17 protein-coding genes are annotated in these 17,449 nt (G+C 67.8%); 7 read left to right on the top strand and 10 right to left on the bottom strand.

Features of this window, described 5'->3' with window-relative positions:
- Positions 1 to 14: 14 nt before the first annotated feature.
- On the bottom strand, positions 15 to 923 hold the full coding sequence (locus MY55_RS16525; protein ID WP_047249614.1) for a TIGR02285 family protein: 909 nt from the start codon (positions 921 to 923) through the stop codon (positions 15 to 17).
- Between the two features lie 412 nt (positions 924 to 1,335).
- Here MY55_RS16525 and MY55_RS16520 point away from each other — a divergent pair, with 412 nt between their 5' ends.
- The 5 genes from MY55_RS16520 to MY55_RS16500 all read left to right on the top strand — a co-directional run bounded on the left by MY55_RS16520 (position 1,336) and on the right by MY55_RS16500 (position 6,888).
- Positions 1,336 to 1,836 carry a metal-dependent hydrolase gene (locus MY55_RS16520; RefSeq protein ID WP_052257959.1) on the top strand — a complete coding sequence of 167 codons (501 nt, stop codon included), beginning with the start codon at positions 1,336 to 1,338 and terminating at the stop codon, positions 1,834 to 1,836.
- A gap of 139 nt (positions 1,837 to 1,975) precedes the next feature.
- Positions 1,976 to 2,956, top strand: coding sequence for a secretion protein HlyD (gene hlyD, locus MY55_RS16515; RefSeq protein ID WP_047237612.1), 981 nt, complete (start codon positions 1,976 to 1,978; stop codon positions 2,954 to 2,956).
- Entirely contained in the window at positions 2,953 to 4,686 is a 1,734-nt protein-coding gene (locus tag MY55_RS16510) for an ATP-binding cassette domain-containing protein (protein ID WP_047237613.1), read from the top strand. Before hlyD ends, MY55_RS16510 begins: the two co-directional genes overlap by 4 nt.
- Positions 4,674 to 5,789 (top strand): ABC transporter permease, encoded by a 1,116-nt coding sequence (locus MY55_RS16505; protein WP_047237614.1) that lies wholly within the window; start codon positions 4,674 to 4,676, stop codon positions 5,787 to 5,789. Before MY55_RS16510 ends, MY55_RS16505 begins: the two co-directional genes overlap by 13 nt.
- A 4-nt stretch (positions 5,790 to 5,793) precedes the next feature.
- Positions 5,794 to 6,888 (top strand): ABC transporter permease, encoded by a 1,095-nt coding sequence (locus tag MY55_RS16500; protein ID WP_047237615.1) that lies wholly within the window; start codon positions 5,794 to 5,796, stop codon positions 6,886 to 6,888.
- Between the two features lie 3 nt (positions 6,889 to 6,891).
- On the opposite strand, the gene MY55_RS16495 is transcribed toward MY55_RS16500, so the two are convergent.
- Entirely contained in the window at positions 6,892 to 7,509 is a 618-nt protein-coding gene (locus tag MY55_RS16495; RefSeq protein WP_065202733.1) for a TetR family transcriptional regulator, read from the bottom strand.
- 108 nt (positions 7,510 to 7,617) lie between these two features.
- Between MY55_RS16495 and MY55_RS16490 the strand changes: the two genes are divergently transcribed.
- Positions 7,618 to 8,982: an MATE family efflux transporter gene (locus MY55_RS16490; RefSeq protein ID WP_157889353.1), complete on the top strand. Its 1,365-nt coding sequence runs from the start codon at positions 7,618 to 7,620 to the stop codon at positions 8,980 to 8,982.
- 178 nt (positions 8,983 to 9,160) lie between these two features.
- Entirely contained in the window at positions 9,161 to 9,712 is a 552-nt protein-coding gene (locus MY55_RS16485) for a hypothetical protein (protein WP_043573479.1), read from the top strand.
- Between the two features lie 51 nt (positions 9,713 to 9,763).
- On the opposite strand, the gene MY55_RS16480 is transcribed toward MY55_RS16485, so the two are convergent.
- The 8 genes from MY55_RS16480 to MY55_RS16445 all read right to left on the bottom strand — a co-directional run bounded on the left by MY55_RS16480 (position 9,764) and on the right by MY55_RS16445 (position 17,149).
- Positions 9,764 to 10,843: an acyl-CoA desaturase gene (locus MY55_RS16480; RefSeq protein ID WP_047237616.1), complete on the bottom strand. Its 1,080-nt coding sequence runs from the start codon at positions 10,841 to 10,843 to the stop codon at positions 9,764 to 9,766.
- Positions 10,840 to 11,931, bottom strand: coding sequence for a sterol desaturase family protein (locus MY55_RS16475; protein WP_043573485.1), 1,092 nt, complete (start codon positions 11,929 to 11,931; stop codon positions 10,840 to 10,842). The genes MY55_RS16480 and MY55_RS16475 overlap by 4 nt, the downstream gene beginning before the upstream one ends.
- Positions 11,928 to 12,551, bottom strand: coding sequence for a phosphatase PAP2 family protein (locus MY55_RS16470; protein ID WP_043573487.1), 624 nt, complete (start codon positions 12,549 to 12,551; stop codon positions 11,928 to 11,930). Before MY55_RS16470 ends, MY55_RS16475 begins: the two co-directional genes overlap by 4 nt.
- A complete protein-coding gene (locus MY55_RS16465) occupies positions 12,548 to 13,837 on the bottom strand; it encodes a F390 synthetase-related protein (protein ID WP_047237617.1) in 1,290 nt (429 codons plus the stop codon). Before MY55_RS16465 ends, MY55_RS16470 begins: the two co-directional genes overlap by 4 nt.
- A gap of 3 nt (positions 13,838 to 13,840) precedes the next feature.
- Positions 13,841 to 14,644, bottom strand: a complete 804-nt coding sequence (locus MY55_RS16460) for an MBL fold metallo-hydrolase (protein ID WP_043573491.1) — start codon at positions 14,642 to 14,644, stop codon at positions 13,841 to 13,843.
- Positions 14,637 to 15,644, bottom strand: coding sequence for an NAD-dependent epimerase/dehydratase family protein (locus tag MY55_RS16455; RefSeq protein WP_047237618.1), 1,008 nt, complete (start codon positions 15,642 to 15,644; stop codon positions 14,637 to 14,639). The genes MY55_RS16460 and MY55_RS16455 overlap by 8 nt, the downstream gene beginning before the upstream one ends.
- Complete coding sequence (locus MY55_RS16450; RefSeq protein WP_230623339.1) at positions 15,644 to 16,588, bottom strand: 3-oxoacyl-[acyl-carrier-protein] synthase III C-terminal domain-containing protein; 945 nt, start codon at positions 16,586 to 16,588, stop codon at positions 15,644 to 15,646. Before MY55_RS16450 ends, MY55_RS16455 begins: the two co-directional genes overlap by 1 nt.
- Positions 16,589 to 16,888: 300 nt before the next feature.
- A complete protein-coding gene (locus MY55_RS16445; RefSeq protein ID WP_043573499.1) occupies positions 16,889 to 17,149 on the bottom strand; it encodes a hypothetical protein in 261 nt (86 codons plus the stop codon).
- Positions 17,150 to 17,449 lie beyond the last annotated feature (300 nt).

Genomic DNA, 17,449 nt, shown 5'->3' with positions numbered 1-17,449 from the left:
GTCTTTGTATGGGCTCAAGGCCGCAGCGGCGGCGCGAATTCCGCTGCGGGCGCGGGATGGCTGCGCTGCTGGTAGAAGCGGTCCAGCCCGGCCTTGTAGCGCTGCAAGGAGGCCGGCGATGCCCAGCTGGCCTGCGCGGCGCGATAAGCGGGGTCGGCGACTGCCTGGGCGAGCAGCGCGTCGATCTTGCGGATGGCCTGCAGCCCCCATTCGGTGCGCGGACAGGCGATGCCGACCGGAATCAGCGCGGCGCCGGCTATCGGCAGGCCGGCTAGCGTCTGGTCGCGGTTGTGCCGATTGTGGTATTCGAGATTGGGCTCGTAATCCAGCGTGTAGTCGGCGCGGCCCAGCGCCAGCAGCTTGAACAGGCCCTCGTTGGCGGGCAGGTTTTGCAGCGCGCGGATGTTGGAGCCGGTTTTCGCGGCGGCCAGCACGCTGTCGATCGCGGCGGTGTAGCTGCGGCCGGCGGCGACGATGCCGCGCAGCCCCGGCTGGCGGATCAGCCTGGCCAGCTCCACTTCGCCCTTGGCGTTCAGCGGCGCCTTGGCCGCCAGGTCGCGGCGGATGATCAGCTGCAGCGGCAGCTGCATATGGGTCAGCGTGAAATAGGCGAATCGCTGCCGCTCCGGGGTGGGGATCAGGTTGGGCCGGCACAGGCGGGTCTTGTTCTGCAGCTCCAGTATGCTGCGCGCGGTGCTCATCACGACGAAGCGGTGCTGCACCTGCGGCCAGCGTTCGATGATCAGCCGCAGATAGACATCGTTCTGCCCGATGGTGGGCTTGCCTTCGCGCACGATGAAGTTGGGCGGCCAGTCGGACAGCACCCAGGTCATGGTTTCCGCCCGCAGCGGCCCGGCCGCGAGCAGCGGCGCGATGGCGGCCAGGCAGAGCGGGCGAAGGATTCTGGGCGGGCGTCGCGGCATGGGGTCCTCGTTGTCGGCGGATGGCGGGTCCGGCTGGCGCCCGGCGCCGGCGGGCGCGCTGCTGGCCGTTTCATTCTATAACGCTTTCCGCCGGCCGGCGCCGCGGCACTAAACGGCAAATTCCTTGTCTGTTGAGGCCGTGGGCGTCTTGGACGCCGGCGGATACTGACAGCCATCAGCGCAAATCCGGCAGCGCGTCGGCATAAGATCAGGCTTTTACTTTCACAGATGGCAAGTTTTCTTTGCATCCGGCGCGCGATGCAGTAGCATGGCGCCCGCTGTCCGCCCTCGGTCTGAAATCCATGGCGGCGGACGCGCGGGTGGCGATGGCGGCATGAGCGGTCGGTAGCACGGTAACAATATGCCGCAGGGGCAGCACGATGGTCAGCAGGGAAAGCGGCGGGATAGCCGGATGATGGTCGCCACACATGTTGCGTTTGGCGCGTTTTGCGCGGTGTCCACCGCCTTGTTGCTGCATTTTCCGCCGTTGATGGCGCTGTTGCTGTTGGCCGGCGGCCTGGCAGGTTCGCTATTGCCGGACATCGACCACCCCAAAAGCTGGCTGGGCCGGCGCATTCCCTTTCTTTCGCGCCCGGTGGCCTATCTGTTCGGCCACCGCGGCATCACCCACAGCCTGCTGGCGGTGGCCGGCGTGTTCTACGCCTGCGCCGCCTGCCTGCACGGCTGGCATGTCAAGCTGGGGCACGCGATGCCCGTGGTGCTGGGCATCTGCGTCGGCTATGCCTCGCATTTGGCCGGCGACTGGCTGACGCCGGCCGGCATCCCGCTGCTGTGGCCCATCCGCGTCCGTTTCCGCGCGCCGTTGATGCTGCTGCGCGGCAAGATGGCCGAGCCTCTGATGGTGGTGGGTTTGTGGTTCGGCGCCGGCTTCCTGATGTGCAAAACGCTCTGAGCGCACCCGCGCGATAGCCGCCCCGGCCCGCCTGCGCGGGCGCTCTCCTGCCGAAGTTTGATCCATTGCATTGCCGCTGCATCCGCGCGGGCGTATAAAAATGACATGGCGCCGGGCATGGCGAAGCGGGGGAGGCGGGATGAGGAAGATCGGGGTCGCATTTGCGGCGCTGGCGCTGGCAGCTTCTGGCACCGGCTATTACGCCTATCAACGCTCGGCCGGCGCGGAGCGGAACGCCACTTTGTACGGCAATGTCGACATCCGCGAGCTCAGCCTGGCTTTCCGCGTATCCGGCCGCCTGGCCGCGGTGCAGGTGGACGAGGGCGACAGCGTGCAGCCGGGGCAGATATTGGCGCGGCTGGACGCCGAGCCGCTGCGCAACAGTCTGAACGCGGCGCTGGCCAATGAGGCGGCGCTGGCCGCGCGCAACGCCTTGATCCACAAAGGCAACCGCGGCGAGGACATCGCCCAGGCCAAAGCCCGGCTGGAGGCCGCCGCGGCCGCGCTGACGCAGGCGCAAAGCGAGTACCGCCGCCAGCGCGATTTGGTGCCGGCCGGCGGCAGCAGCCAGCAGTCGCTGGAGGCCGCCCGCTCGCAGCGCGACCAGGCGCTGGCGCAGCGCGACGCGGCCGCGCAGCAATGGCAGGCGCTGGCCAGGGGCTACCGTCCGGAAGAGATTGCCGAATCCGATGCCCAACTGAAACAGGCGCGCGCCGACCTGGCCGCCGCCAGGCTGGCGTTGCGCGACGCCAATCTGCAGGCGCCCAGCGCCGGCATCATCCTGACCCGGGCGGTGGAGGCCGGCAGCATGGTGCAGGCGGGCGCGCCGGCCTTCAGCTTGTCGCTGCGCCAGCCGGTGTGGGTGCGCGCCTATGTCGGCGAGGCCCAGTTGGGCCGCTTTCCCAGCGGCGGCAAGGTGCTGCTGAGCACCGACAGCCATCCGGACAAGACCTATCACGGCGTGGTGGGCTTCGTGTCGCCCACCGCCGAATTCACGCCGAAATCGGTGGAAACCGCCGATCTGCGCACCTCGCTGGTCTACCGCATCCGCATCGTGGTGAGCGACGCCGACGCCGGCCTCAACCAGGGCATGCCGGTCACGGTGAGGCTGGCGCCATGAGCGCCGTGCCGGCCATTCTGACGCAAGGCCTGGCGAAGCGTTTTCCCGGCGCCGAGCGCGACGCGCTGGCCGATGTCGAACTGTCGATTCCCGCCGGCTGCGTCGCCGGCCTGGTGGGGCCGGACGGCGCGGGCAAAACCACCTTGCTGCGGATTCTGGCCGGTCTGCTGGCGCCCAGCCTGGGCGCGGCGCGGGTGGCGGGGCTGGACCCGCAGGCGGATGGGGAGAGGCTGCGCCGCGAGGTCGGCTACATGCCGCAGAAGTTCGGCCTGTACGAAGACCTGACGGTGCGCGAGAACCTCGACCTGTACTCCGACCTGCGCGATGTGACGGGCGCGGAGCGGGAAAAAGATTTCGAACGGCTGCTGGCGCTGACCGATCTGGCGCCGTTCACCGGCCGCCACGCCGGCAAGCTGTCCGGCGGCATGAAGCAGAAGCTGGGTTTGGCCTGCTCGCTGCTGGGGAGGCCGCGGGTGCTGCTGCTGGACGAGCCGGGCGTGGGGGTGGATCCGATCTCGCGGCGCGAATTGTGGAAGCTGATCCGCGCGCTGTCGGCCGACGGCATCACCGTGCTGCTCAGCACCGCCTATCTGGACGAGGCCGAAGGCTGCGACGCGGTTTACCTGATGGACCAGGGACGCATCCGCGCCGCCGGGCCGCCGGCCGAGCTGACGCGTCCGCTGGCCGGGCGCTGTCTGAAACTGTCCGGCATCGCCGGCAATCGCCGCCGCTTGCTGCAAAGGCTGTTGCGCCAGCCGCAGCTGATGGACGGCGCCATCCAGGGCGGCAGCCTGCGGCTGCTGCTGCGGCATGAGGGCGAATGGCCGGATCTGGCGCAGGCGGAAGCCGGGCCGGACGCGCGGCTGGAGCCGGCGCCGCCGCGGCTGGAGGACGCCTTCATCAGCCTGCTGGGCGGCGGGCCGGGCGGCGATTCGGTGCTGGCGGAAGTGATGCCGGCGGTGCCGGCGCGCGGCGCGGAGGCGGTGATAGAGGCCAGGGCGCTGACCAAGCGCTTCGGCGATTTTCGCGCCACCGACAATGTCAGCTTCGCGGTGCGGCGCGGCGAGGTGTTCGGCTTGCTGGGCCCCAACGGCGCCGGCAAGTCGACGACTTTCAAGATGGAGTGCGGGTTATTGAAGCCCAGCGCCGGCCAGGCGCTGGTGATGGGCATGGACCTGAAGACCAGCCCCAGCGCCGCCCGCCAGCAGCTGGGCTATATGGCGCAGAAGTTTTCCCTGTACGCGCAGCTGTCGGTGCGGCGCAACCTGATGTTCTTCTCCGGCGTCTACGGCCTGGCGGGCCAGGCGCAGCGCGCCAAGGTGGCGCAGATGGCGCGGGTGTTCGGCCTGGAGCCGTATCTGGACGGCCCGGCGGCCACGCTGCCGCTGGGCTTCAAGCAGCGGCTGGCGCTGGCCTGCGCGGTGATGCACGAGCCGCCGCTGTTGTTCCTGGACGAGCCGACTTCCGGCGTGGACCCGGTGACGCGGCGCGAGTTCTGGACCCATATCAACGGGCTGGCCGACAAGGGCGTCACCGTGCTGGTGACCACCCACTTCATGGACGAGGCGGAATACTGCGACCGCATCGCGCTGATCTACCGCGGCAAGCTGCTGGCGCTGGACACCCCGGACGCGCTCAAAAGCGGGGTGGCGAGCGCGGCGCGGCCCAATCCCACCATGGAAGACGCCTTCATCCAGCTGGTGGAGGAGGCCGACCGATGCGCGGACTGAAGCTGCGCCGGCTGCTGGCGCTGTGCCGCAAGGAGAGCTTTCAGATCGTCCGCGATCCGAGCAGCATCCTGATCGCCTTCATCCTGCCGGTGGCGCTGCTGTTCATCCTGGGCTATGCGGTGAATCTGGATTCAGCCCATATCCGGCTGGGCCTGCTGAACCAGGATGGCGGCGCGGCAGCGGCGCGTTTGGCGGCCGCCTTTTACGGCTCGCCGTCGTTCGAGGTGCACCCGATGGTTTCGCGCGCGCAGCTGGAAGAGCAACTGGCGCATGGCGAGATACGCGGCGCGGTGGTGATCCCCGATGATTTCTCCCGCCGCGGCGCCGGCGCCGCCATCCAGCTGCTGGCCGACGGCGCCGAACCCAATACCGCCAATTTCGTCGCCGCCTACGCGCAGGGGGTGTGGCTGCAATGGCGGCAGTCCGAGGCCGAGCAGCGGGAGCTGCCGCCGCCGGCGGCCATCGATATCCGCCAGCGCGTCTGGTTCAACCCCAGCGCCGAAAGCCCCAACTTTCTGGTGCCGGGCACCATCGCCATCGTGATGACCATCGTCGGCGCGCTGCTGTCCTCGCTGGTGGTGGCGCGCGAATGGGAGCGCGGCACCATGGAGGCGCTGCTGGCCACGCCGGTGAGCCGGGCGGAGCTGATCCTGTCCAAAATCCTGCCTTACTACGCGCTGGGCATCGCCGCCATGCTGCTGTGCCTGCTGGTGGCGGTGTTCGTCATGGGGGTGCCGTTCCGCGGCCCGCTGTGGCTGCTGTGGCTGATGTCCTCGCTGTTTCTGGCCAATGCGCTGGGCATGGGGCTGTTTTTGTCTACCACGCTGAAAAGCCAGTTCGACGCGGCGCAGGCGGCGCTGACCGCCGGCTACCTGCCGGCGCTGATGCTGTCGGGCTTCGTGTTTGAAATCTCCAGCATGCCGGCGCCCCTGCAATGGCTGACGCGCATCCTGCCGGCGCGCTATTTCGCCAGCACGCTGCAGACGTTGTTCCAGGCCGGGGTGATCCCGTCGCTGCTGTGGTTCAATGCCGCCAGCCTGATCCTGCTCGGCGCCTTCTGGCTGGGCCAGACCGTGCGCAAAACCCGCCGGACCCTGGACTGAAGCCATGTGGCGTCGCTTGCTGTGGCTGATCATCAAGGAGCTTCAGGCCGTCGCCGGCAGCCGCCAGGGCCGCCTGTTGCTGGTGGTGCCGGTGCTGCTGCAGCTGCTGGTGTTTCCGTTCGCCGCCACGCTGGAGGTCAAGCACGCCAGCCTGGCGGTGTACAACCAGGACGGCGGCGCGGCCTCGCTGGAGTTGATCAAGCGCTTGTCGGCCAGCGCGACTTTCGACCGGGTGGTGCCAGTGGCCAGCCAGGCGGGGCTGCGGGCGGCGATAGACCGGCAGGACGCGCTTCTGGCGGTGGTGTTCCCGGCCGATTTCTCGCGCGATCTGGCGGCGGGGCGCGCCGCGCCGCTGCAGGTGATCGTGGACGGGCGGCGCTCCAACAGCGGGCAGATTGCCGGCGCTTACGTCGGCCAGGTGGCGGCGGATTACGCGCAGGAGAGGGCGGGCGGCGCGGCCGGCGGCGTGGTGGTGCGCAATCTGTACAACCCGAACCTGGAGTTCCAGTGGCACGTGCTGCCCAGCCTGGTGGCTATCATCACCACCATAGGCTGCCTGATCGTCACCGCGCTGTCGGTGGCGCGCGAGCGCGAAGAGGGCACCTTCGACCAGCTGCTGGTGTCGCCGCTGACGCCGGCCTACATCATGGCCGGCAAGGCGCTGCCGGGGGTGCTGGTGGCCTTGCTGCAGGGCAGCCTGATCGCCGCGGCGGCGGCGTGGGCGTACCGGGTGCCGTTCGGCGGTTCATTGCCGCTGCTCTTGGCCAGCATGGCCAGCTACGGCCTGGCGCTGGCCGGGGTGGGGCTGTTCATCTCGTCGATTTCCCATACCCAGCAGCAGGCCTTCCTCGGGGTGTTTTCCTTCATGGTGCCGGCGGTGATCCTGTCCGGCTACGTGTCGCCGATCGAGAACATGCCGCTGGCGCTGCAATGGCTGGCGCGGCTCAATCCGCTCAGTTACTTCATTCCCATTCTCAAGGGGACTTTCCTCAAGGGTTATGGTTTCGCCGACGCCTGGCCGTGGCTGCTGCCGCTGTGGCTGATCGCGCTGGCCACGCTGGCGCTGGCGCTGTGGCGTTTCCGCCGCCATGTCGAATAGCCGTCAGGGCTGGCGCTGCAGGCTGGCCGCGTGCGGCAGGGCTTCCAGCGCGCCGCGCAGGATGCGTTCGCAGCGCGGCAGCGCCGCCGGCCCGGTTTCCAGCAGGTCGTAAAGGCCCAGGAACAGGTACACCAGGTAGTCGGCGGCCAGGCCCACGTCCAGGGTGGCCGGCAGTTCGCGGCCGGCGATGGCGCGGCGCAGCTGGCGGCGGGTGTAGTGCAGCGTCAGCCGGTCCATCATCTCGCGCCGGCGCAGCACGCTGCGGTTTTCCTCGCTGCGCTCGCACTTGAGGTAAAGGATTTCGAATACCCGCTGCGGCGAGCCCGGCTCCAGGAACTGGGCCAGGTAGTAGAGGCTGGCCGCCAGCAGGGTGTCGCAAGCCGATTCGCGCTGGGAGGGGAAGTCCAGCGCGTCCAGCGCGAAGGCGCGGTCTATCATCGCCTGGCATACCAGCAGCTTGTTGTCGTAGTGGCCGTAGACCGCGCCGCGCGACACGCCGGCGGCTTCGGCGATGTCGGCCATGGTGGCGTTGGCGATGCCCTTGGCCAGAAAAGCCTGTTCGGCGCCGTCCAGAATGGCGTCGCGGGTTTTCTGCGAATCTTCCTTGGTTTTGCGGGCCATGCGAGTCGTCCATTTCTTTTTGCTTGCCGCCATTGTGCGGGAAATTAATTAATCATGCATGACTGATTAAATGTTAGAATCGCCGTTTTATCCATCAGGCAGTTCCCCGTGGCTCACTCGCATACCCGAGACCTGGACACCTTGCCGGTGTCCACATTGTTCTGGCGCTACGCCATCCCCTCCGTCGCCGGCATGGTCGTCACCGGCCTGTACGCCATCGTGGACGGCGTGTTCGTCGGCCACTATGTCGGCAGCCACGGCCTGGCCGCCATCAATCTGGCCTACCCGCTGGTGATGCTGCAGGTGGGCCTGGGCGCGATGGTCAGCATGGGCGCGGCCACCCGCATCGCGATCCGGCAGGGGGCCGGCGATGTCGCCGGCGCGCGCGGCACGCTGCTGGCGGCCCTGGCGCTGCTGGCCTTGCTGGGCGCGGCGATTCCGCTGGCGGGGCTGCCCAACGTCGGCAAGCTGCTGGAATGGCTGCAGGCCGACGGCCAGCCTGAAGTGGCGGCGCAGGCGCGCGCCTATCTGTGGTGGATGCTGGCCGGCGCGGCGCTGACCATGGGGCAGATGCTGGTCACCTATCTGGTGCGCAACGATGGCCGCCCGGGCCTGGCCACCGCGCTGACCATCCTGGGCGCGCTATTGAACATCCCGCTGAATTTCCTGCTGGTGGGCGGGCTGGGCCTGGGGCTGGCCGGCTCGGCGATAGGCACGCTGCTGGCCGAATCGGTGGTGGTGGCGCTGGGCCTGGGCTATTTCTTCACGCGCCATGCCGCGGTGCGGCTGCGCGTCGGCAATATGCGGCTGGACAAGGCCGCGCTGTGGCCCATCCTGGCGCTGGGCGCGCCCAGCCTGCTGATGGAGCTGAATCTCGCCTTGCTGCTGTACGCGCACAACCACCAGCTGCTGCGCTGGGGCGACGACCTGAGCGTGGCGGCCTACGCGGTGGCAGGCTACACCGAAGCGCTGTTCACGCTGGCGATCCACGGCCTGGCGGTGGGCATGCAGCCGCTGCTGGGCCACGCCACCGGCGCCGGCCAGCCGGGCCGGGCGCGCGAGGCGCTGCTGCACGGCGTCAGGGGGGGATTGGCGCTGGGCTTGGCGGCGCTGGCGGCGGTGCAGCTGTTTCCGGCCTGGATCGCCGGCTGGTACAGCGACGGCAGCCAAGATTTGGTGGCGGCCGGCAGCCATGCGCTGCGCCTGCATCTGCTGGCGATGCCGTTGGACGGCCTGGTGGTGGTGGGCTGCACCGCGCTGCAGGCGATGGCGCTGACGCGGCTGGCTCTCGGCATCACCATCAGCAAGACCTTGCTGTTGCTGCCGACGCTGGGGCTGATGCCCCTGTGGCTGGGCGTGGACGGGGTATGGCTGGCGATGCCGCTGGTCAATCTGTTGCTGGGCCTGCTGGTGGGCGGGGTGTTGCTGGCGCAGTCGCGCCGCCTGCTAGGCGCGCAGGCGGCGGCCCGGTAGTGGGCAGCAGACTGGCCTTTGTTACCGTTGCCGCAATTTAAACAGGTGTTTAAGGTTTGGACGCCGGCGCCAGCAAGGGGCGCGCCGGATTTACAAATCGGCCGCGCCGGCAGGGAAACCGATCGGCAAGCGGCCGGGTCACAAATAATCCCGGCATCGTAAAACGGAAAGGAATGGCATGTCTTTGACTACCGATTTTCTGGAGAACCCGCAGGCTTTCATGCGTTCTCAGGCGATATTGATTCCGGCGCAGGTTCCGCCCGGCAACGGCAAATACCAGTTCGCGGCGCAGGGCGCGCACGCGGCGGTGCTGCAGTCCACCGCCGCCAGCCCGAACATCCCCGGTTTTTACGCGCATCCGGTGGCCAACAACATCAATCTGTTCGTGCTGCCCACCCAGCAGCCGGCAAGGTATTACATGTTCACCGACGGCATGAACGGCTGCCAGTTTCTGGCCTACGGGCCGGACAGGCAGCACATCACCGTCGAGCACAACAACTTCATCGGCGACCCGACGCGCTACGCGGCGCGGCTGGCGGAGGTGGTGGCGCTGAAGCCGGCCTATCTGCTGCATATCAGCCCGTCGGGGGTCAATAACATCCCGGCCGGCCAATACAACAGCCAGCAGGGGGTGAACATCGTCGGCGAATACGGCCAGGCCAACGGCTGGCGCTTCTGGGTGCGGGACAGGGTGGACCAGAACCAGGGCACGGTGTACGGGCCGCTGTAAGGCGGGGGAGAACCGGGCCGGCGGCCGCTGGCATGCGGCCGCCGGCCTTTTTCATGGCTGCGGCCGGCTCCCCATGGACTTGAGGAAGCGCTGCTGCGCCTGCCACAGCTCGGGGTAGTCCAAGCAGCGGTAATCCAGGCCGTGCTTTTGCGCCACCTGCCGGGTGATGCGGGCCAGCGCCGGATAATGGCGGTGGCTGTAGGACGGGAACAGGTGATGGGTCAGGTGCAGGTGCAGACCGCCCAGCAGATGGGCCAGCGCGCGCGGCCGCGGCTCCCAGTCGCAACAGGTGAGGAATTGATGCTCGTGCCAGGTGTGCGGCAGCTTGCCGTCGGCGCCGGGCTGGAAAAACGCCACGTCGGCCCAGTGGGTGCCGAGTATCATCGCCACCAGGAAGCAGGATGCGGCCATTTGGCCCAGCAGATAGCACAGCAGCACGCTGCCCCAGCCGATGCCGCCGTCGTGCAGCAGCCAGATCGGCAGGCCCAGCGCCAGCGCCAGGTGGCCGGCCTTGGCCAGCAGAAAGCCCGGAGCGCGCACCGGCTTGGCGTCGCGCAGCTGCAGCTTGCTCTTGCCCATCAGGTCCAGCCAGTCGCCGTACCAGCACAGATAGGGCAGCGACAGCGCGGCGATCAGCGGCCAATAGCGGTGCTGATGGCGGAATTGCGGCGCCCAGTCCTGAAACGGCGTCTGGCGCAGGAAGGGATTGGGTTCGATGTCCAGATCGTAGCCGTCGACATTGGGATAGGTATGGTGCAGATGCACGTGGCGGCGGATCCAGATATCGGAGTCTATGCCCATCGGCAGGCTGGCGACGCGGCTCAGCAGCCGGTTGAGCCAGGGGCGGCGGAACACCGCGCCGTGGGCGGCGTCGTGCAGGCTGTTCATCGCCAGCAGCATGGCCAGCAGGATAGCGGCGACATAGGCCGGGGCGAACTGCCACAGCGCGTCGGCGCGCAACGCCAGCAGATAGCAGGCCAGGCTCAGGCCGGCCAGCAGCCAGGCCTTGAGCCAGATGCCGGCGCTGGCGAAGCGGTGGTCGCGGCTTTGCTCCAGATAGGCTTGCGCCGCCTGTTGCAGCTCGATGCGGAACGGCAGCTCGGCCGACGATTGAAAACGCAATTTGCTCATGCGGCCTCCTTCAGGCGCCAGCCCAGCAGTCCATGGCCCAGCAGCAGCGCGAACAGCGCCAGCGCGCACAGGTCGCGCATGCCCAGCCAGCCGGCGCACAGGACGGGCAGGGTCAGCACCAGCGCCTGCCAGCCGCGCCAGCCCCAGCGCTGGCGGTCGGACATCCCGCCGATGGCGAGGGTGCCGGCCAGCAGGTAGCCGAACAGCGTCCATTGCTGCGGCGCCGACCATTCCGCCACGTTTTGCACGTAATAGATCACCACGCCGAACAGCAGCACGCCGCCGCTGGCGATATAGCCGGCCGGCACGTCCATGCGCGCGCGCGCAAGCCACGCGGGAAAGCGGCGGCGGACCAGCGCCAGCAAGCCGGGATTACTGGCCCACAGCGGATTGTAGCCGGGCGACTCGCCGCGCACGCCGTAGCGCAGCGGCACATCGTCGCGTTCGGCTTGATAGCTGCCGAACAGCTTGTCCCAGATCAGGAAGGTGCCGCCGAAGTTCTTGTTCAGGTAGATGGGGTCGGTGGCGTGATGCACGCGGTGGTTGGACGGCGTCACCAGCACGCGGTCCAGCCAGCCGGACTTGCCGACGAAAGCATTATGGTTGTACAGCTGCACCGCGTAATGGAAGGACGACGCGGCGACGAACATCTCCAGCGGCAGCCCCAGCACCGCCAGCGGCGCGACGAACAGCAGCGAAGTCAGCGACGAATACCAGGAATTGCGGATGCCCAGCGACAGGCTGAAATGCTCGCCCTGGTGGTGGACAACGTGCACCGCCCAGAAAATGCGCCAGGTGTGGTGGGCCCGGTGCATGCAGTAAAAGCTCAGATCCCAGGCGATGAAGGCGAAAACCCATTGCCAGAGCGCCGGCAGCCGGTCCACCAGGTGCAGGTTGGCGTGTTCAAGCAGCCAGCCGAAGCTGGCCACCTCCACGCCGCGGAAGACCCACATCAGGATGTGGCCGGAGTTGAGGTTGAAGATGATCTCGCGCCAGGGAATGGCTTCGCGGCGCCATAGGCGCAAGGCAAGCAGCTCCAGCAGAACCACGGCGAGCATCAGGATGAAGGTGAGGGCGAATACGTTCATGTGGTGCGATAGCGGAAAGAAAAGAGGAATGCGGGACGCGCGCACAGCCAGCCGCACAGCAGGCCCAGCGCGACGCCGGCGCCCAGGTCCAAGGTGAGGTGGCGGCGCAGCTGTATCACAGCGAACAGGATGGCGGCGGCCCACAGCCAGGCCAGCACAGCGCGCCAGGGCCGGCGCCGCTCCGACAGCGCCCATGCCGCCAGCACGGTCAGCGCACCGTGCAGCGAGGGCAGGCAGTTGTGCGGCGTATCGAAGCGCAGGGCGGCGCGCAGCAGTTCGGCGTGAAAGCCGCCGCCGGCGACGGCCGGGTAGGGCAGCGTGGTCGGCAGCAGCAGGAAGGTCGCGCCGGCGGCCAGCGCGCACAGCTGCATCGAACGCCGCAGCCAGGGCAGCCTGTCAGGCGGCGCCAACAGAAAGCCCGCTGGCACCAGCAAGAAAAACGACAGGTACAGCCAGATGGCGGCCGGGTCGAACGCTATCCAGCGGTCGGTCGGCCACTCCGGCAGCAGCCGCGGCGCGCCGGGCCAGACGCTGCCCAGCGTGTAGGCGCAGCCCACCGCCCCCCAGCCCAGCAGCATGTGGCGCAGCCGGGGCGGCAGCCAGGACAAGGCTAGCATCATGCCGCCTCCCGGATGATGCGCCGGCGCTTGCGGGTGGGGTCGAGCGGCGGCAGCGCGCCCTCCAGCCGCCATTCCAGCGCGGCGACATCCACCCCCAGCCCGGCGAGGGTCTGCTCCAGCCGCTGCCGGACCGCGCCGGCGCCGGCATCGTCCAACTCCAGGTGCAGCGTCAGCGCGCGCGGGCCGGTTTGACGCAGCCGGTAATCGGCATCCCAGGGCAAGGCTTGCGCCAGCGCGCGGCTGAGCACATCGGCGAACACGGTCTGCTGCCGGCCGGCGCGGTCGGGCAGCAGCAGCATATCGTCGCAGCGGCCTTCCACGCCGTCCAGCGCCAGCGTGGCGCGGCCGCATGGGCAGGGAGCGGCGCGCGCCAGCAGCACGTCGTTCAGCCGGTAGCGGACGATGGGCTGGGTGTGGCGGCTGAAGTCGGTGATGATGGGCACGAAGCGGCGCCGCTCCTCGTCCAGCCATTCCGGCTCGACATGGATGTATTCCTCGTTCAGATGCAGCACGCCGTGCTCGCAGCTGCTGGCGAGAAAGCCTTCAGTGGCCTGGTAGATTTGGTGGACCTGGCCGAAAGCTTTTTCAATGATGGCGCGATCCTGGGTTTCCAGCACCTCGGCGATCGAATAAACCCGCTTCGGCGCCAATTGCAGCTGGCCGGCCAATTGGGCCTGCGCCAGCGCGCGCAGCACTTGGGCCGGGGCCAGCAGAATGGTGGGACGGTAGCCGGCCAGCCGGGACAGCTGGCTGGCGAAGGGCTGGAACAGGTCGAAAAATTCGAAGGTGAGCCAGCGGCTGCGCACCGCGGTGTACAGATTGCTGTTGGCGCGCAGGAACAGCGCCACCCGCTCGCGGGCGAACAGGCCGTCCGGCAAGGCTTTGGCCAGCATGACGCCGGCCCATTGCGCCTGTTCGGCGCGGCTGACGACGAAGGCGCCGCGCTGCGCGGTGGTGCCGGACGACAGGCCCACTGTGTAGCGGCCTATGGTCGGCGAGAAATCGCGGCTGCGCTCCGCCTGCTGCGCGGCGCGCATCACCTGCTCCAGCGTCAGGCCGGCGGCGTTCATCCGGTTGAAGTGGCGGAGCATGGCGGCTTTGTCCATCAATGGCCATTGCGCGAACGGCAGCTCGCCCAGGTCGGCGAAATAGGGGCTGCGGCGCTGCAGGCGGGCGCGGAACGTCGCCAGTTGCCGGCTTTGATGGCGCGCCAGCGCGGCGCGGTCGGCGAAGCGCAGGCCGCGGGTGCGCCGGTAGGCGCGCAAAATGCGGAAGAGGCGAAGCATGGATCAGTTGGCTTCCTGGTGCGTCAGGCGGATGTCCACCTGTCCGCGGCGGTGAAGAGCATGCAATTTGCCCAGCGTCTGGTAGTAGTCGCGGCGGTTGTGCTGAATCAGGAACGACAGTTCGGAAGGGCCGCGCAATTGCGCGTAGCCTTCGACGGCCCAGGCGGCGTCGGAGGCCAGCAGCGTCCAGCCGGCTTCGGTGCGGACAAAGGCGCCCAGGTGGCCGACGGCGTGGCCGGGCAGCTCCACTACCAGAATCTCGCCGTCGCCGGAGACATCCCAGCCGTGGCTGAACGGCGCCAGCTCCGGCGGCAGCGCCACCCGCGGCTGCGCTTCGACGCATTCCAGCCGGCTGTCGATGTCGGCCGGCAGCAGGGCGGGCACGAAGGCCTGGCGCAGCGCCGTCAGTCCTGTCAGCCCGCGCACCGCGCGCCAGCCGGCGCCTGAGGCCAGCAGCCGGGCTTGCGGAAAATCGCGCAGGCCGGCGATGTGATCGGCGTGGAAGTGCGACAGCAGCAGCGCGTGGATGTCGTCGGGATTGACGCCGATCCGCCGCAATTGGCCGCGCAGCGAATCGTCGGCGTTGAAGAACACCGGCGTCACCAGCGGGTACAGCCGGTAGATGCCGCGGCGGGTGGCGTCGATGAAATGTTCGGCGTAGCCGGTGTCCCACAGGTATAGCCGGCTGCGGGTTTCAATCAGGTAGGCGCGCGACGGGAAGCATCGGCTGGCGAGGCCGCTGCCTTTCAAAGCCATGCAGGATGGGTGGGTGCAATGGCCGACGCTGAATTCGCGGATGTTAGCCATGAGCCTGCTCCCGCAGCCAGCGCGCGGTGCGGGCCACGCCGTCCTCCAGGCTGTAGATGGGCTGGTAGCCGAGTCTTTCCCGGGCGCGGCGGTTGTCCAGCGTCATGTCGAACTGGACCGCGCCCAGGCTATAGGGCGTCAGCGCCGGCTCGCGGCCGCTGGCGGCGGCCAGCCATTGCAACAGATGGCTGGCGGCGTTCAGCAGCGGGTAGGGCAGGTCGACGATGCGCATGTCTTGCCCCAGTTCGTCGATGAACAGCCGCCGCAGCATGTCGCGCAGCGCCGCCGGCTGTTGGTTGGTGATGTTGAAGGCTTCGCCGCTGGCGATGTCCGGGCCCTGCGTCGCCAGCCACATCGCGTGCACCACGTTGCCGACATAGGTCAGATCCAGCGTCGCCGCGCCGCCGCGCGGCAGCGGCAGGCGGCCGCGGCGCTCGCGCAGGATGCGCGCCAGGCGCGGAATCAATACTTGGTCGTGCTCGCCGAAGATCGCCCGGGGCCGCAGGATGGCGCAGCGCAGCCGCGGATAGTCGCGCGCCGCCGCTTGCACCCATTCTTCGGCCTGGGCCTTGGTGCGGGCATAGGCGTTGACGTAGCGGGCGGGGCGGTAGTTTTCCGGAATGTCGAAATGGTGGCGGAAATCGAAGTACAGCGCCGGGGTGGAAATGTGGACGAAGCGGGTGGCTTGCGACTGGCCGGCGGCTTGCAGCAGATTGCGGGTGGCGGTTACGTTGGCGGCGACGAAGTCCGCCTCCGGCCCCCATGGCGACGACAAGGCGGCGCAATGCCATACCGCCTGCACGCCGCGCAGCAGCTCCGCCAGCTCTCCCGGCGTGGCGGCGGCCAGGTCCAGCGCGACGAATTGCGCGCCCTGGCGGGCCAATTGCCGGCCGATATCCATCTTGCGGCCGGTGGCCCGCACCTGGCAGCCGCGCGCCAGCAGGCTTTCCACCGCGTTGCGCCCCAGTCCGCCGGTAGCGCCGGTGACCAGAATCCGCATCACAGATCCCACACCAGGCCGCCCAGGTTCAGGCCGGCGGCGGTGCCTATCATCAGCACGCGCTGGCCGTTTCGGGCGCGGCCGCTGCTGACCGCTTCGTGCAGCGCGGTCGGCAGCGAGGCCGCCACCTGATTGCCGTGCGAGGCGTAGATGTCGACGATGCGGTCCGCCGCGATGCCCAACTTCTTGGCCATGTGCTGCATGCCCAGGTGGCTGGCCTGATGCGGCACCACGCAGTCTATGCTGCCTAGCCCGCCAGGGGTGGCGGCCATCAGCTGATCGATGAAGTCCGGCATCAGCTTCGATGCCAGCTTGAACACCGCCTTGCCGTTCATGTCGAACAGGAAGTCGTGTTCCGCTACGCCGCGGCGCGGATTGCGCTGGGTGCCGCCGGCGCGGATTTCGCAGTAATGGCGGCCATCAGGATAGGTGGCCAGCTTGAAGGCCTTCAGGCCCTGCGCCGGGCTGCCGCGCTCCAGAATGGCGGCGGCGGCGCCGTCGCCGAAAATCAGCGAAGCTTCCGGGTTGTCCCAGTCCAGACCGCGCGAGGCGAGATCGGCGGAGACGACGGCGATGCGGCGGTAAGACCCGGCGCGCAGCAGGCTGTCCGCCACCTGCAAGGCGCTGAGGAAGCTGAGGCAGCTGGTGTTGACGTCGAAGGCGGCGGTGCCGGCCGACAGGCCCGCGGCGTGGGATATGAAACTGGCGGTGCCGGGCAGCGCCTGCTCGGGGATGCCGCAGGCGCCGATCAGCAGGTCGATGCCGGACGCGCGCAGCGCGGCGTTGTCCAGCGCATCGCGCAGCGCGCGGGCGGCCAATTGGCTTTGCGTTTCATGATCGGCGGCGAAATAGCGGGTGTGCACGCCGCTTTTTTGCAGGCAGCGGCCGCTGCGATAACCCAGTTTGAGGTCGAGGCTGGCGGCGCTGACCGCTTGTGTCGGCAAGGCTTTGCCAGTTGCAATCAAATTCATTGTAATTAAGGGCTGATCTTCAATTTATTTACATTTTGTTTCAGTCCCTGCTGATTGGGCAAGTTGGCTTGTTCTGGAGATGATGGTTTTTGTACGGATTTGTTCGCTTTTTCGCCCCGAATTTACGGGATTTAATTAGGCATTAAGTACAGTATCTTTTTTGTTATTTGTGAATTAAATGGGGAATGGGGAACGGGAGAGGGCTGCCTCTTCCTGCCATCAAGACAAACCCCCGCGCGGGGCGGGGGCATGGCGCTGGTTAACTGGCCTGGCTTAGAACGCTTCGGCGTTGAAGGGCATGTCGATCAGGGACGGCCGGCCATCGCGGCTGCGGTCGATGTGGATGACCTGCATTTTGGCCAGATCTTTCAGATGGCGGCGTAGCGGGTGAGCATCGGTTGCGGCTTCAGCGGCGTCGATGACCTCCAGAGGGGCGGATTCGTTTTCCTGAATCTGCTGTTTTTCAAACCAGGTCAGGGGACGCTGCAGAATGGCCTCCAACGGCTCATCCAGGTCGAAGTTGCTGTCAAGCATGGCACTCACCTCTTGAAGAAGGGGTCTCCGCCGCTGGCTCTTGGCGCTGGGCGGGCTGAACTTTGCCATTACATCATATGCGGGTTGAAGGCGATTGTTTATAAGTAGGATCCTCTAGTCGGCGCATAAAATTCATCAGGAAACAGCGGCTTAGCTTCGATCGGGCGCCGCCGCGTCCACGCTGCTGCGCCGCAGCTGCCGGCTATGGTATATTTGCGGGTTCGGCGCCGCGCCGGGCTTGGAAAATCCGCCATCCGGCCATATCTTCAAGCGGATATCGCCGGCATGGGCGATTTTCTC

It is taken from the genome of Chromobacterium subtsugae, from assembly GCF_001676875.1.
GTDB classification, from domain to species: Bacteria; Pseudomonadota; Gammaproteobacteria; order Burkholderiales; family Chromobacteriaceae; genus Chromobacterium; species Chromobacterium subtsugae.
Note: the sequence above shows the minus strand (reverse complement) of the source record. Positions and strands in the feature narration are given on the sequence as shown.